Source organism: Vibrio sp. 2130-1 (genome assembly GCF_033339515.1).
The window spans coordinates 1-622 of the sequence record NZ_JAWOUT010000429.1 but is presented as its reverse complement, the minus strand read 5'-3'; the positions used below and the strand labels follow the sequence as shown (position 1 = coordinate 622).

The window sequence follows — 622 nt, the reverse complement described above, 5'->3', positions numbered from 1 at the left end:
CCCACAGTAGTCGATAAACAGCTTATCACCCGCAACATGAAGCTGGCGCATGCTGCGCTTTTGGGTTTTGAACCAGCGAGTGAAGTGCTCACAGAACTGAGTGTAAGCGTAAGATTGCTCTTGATATTGCTCATGATATTCCTGCCAGAGCAGCATCTTCGTCATGCCTTTACGTCTGAGTTCGACTGCGTATTGAGTGAAGTCTGGCATGACTTTATCGCGACTGGCTTTCTTGCCGTGATACAGAGCTTGAGTGATATCAGCATCGCTACAACTTTCAGGCAGAGGCCAACCAAGTTGGCTTTGTTTAAAACGAGTAAGGAGTTCCGATATGGTTGACGGGCCGAGTTTAAGGCAAGAAGCGATGCTGCGATTTGAGAGACCGCAGTCGTACTTAAGGCGTAATACCTCTTTGATTTTGTTCATTGGAGTTCTCTTTTTGGCCATTGTCGCTTCCTTACGTTCTTGTTTAAGAAGTAAAGAATAGCGAGCTATTGATTTAAAAGAGAAAAAGGTAGGATTTCGGACATTCCGATCGCGGTTTTCGCTATTCCGATCACCGATTTCGGAGTTAGGCTAAAAGTGATCGGATAATCGCGGAATCAGTGATCGGTTTAAACCG

1 pseudogene is annotated in these 622 nt (G+C 45.5%); it reads right to left on the bottom strand.

Annotated features, from left to right (window positions below):
• Positions 1–447, bottom strand: a pseudogene (locus tag R7Q09_RS26650) (IS21 family transposase); the annotation flags it as partial.
• Positions 448–622: the final 175 nt, after the last annotated feature.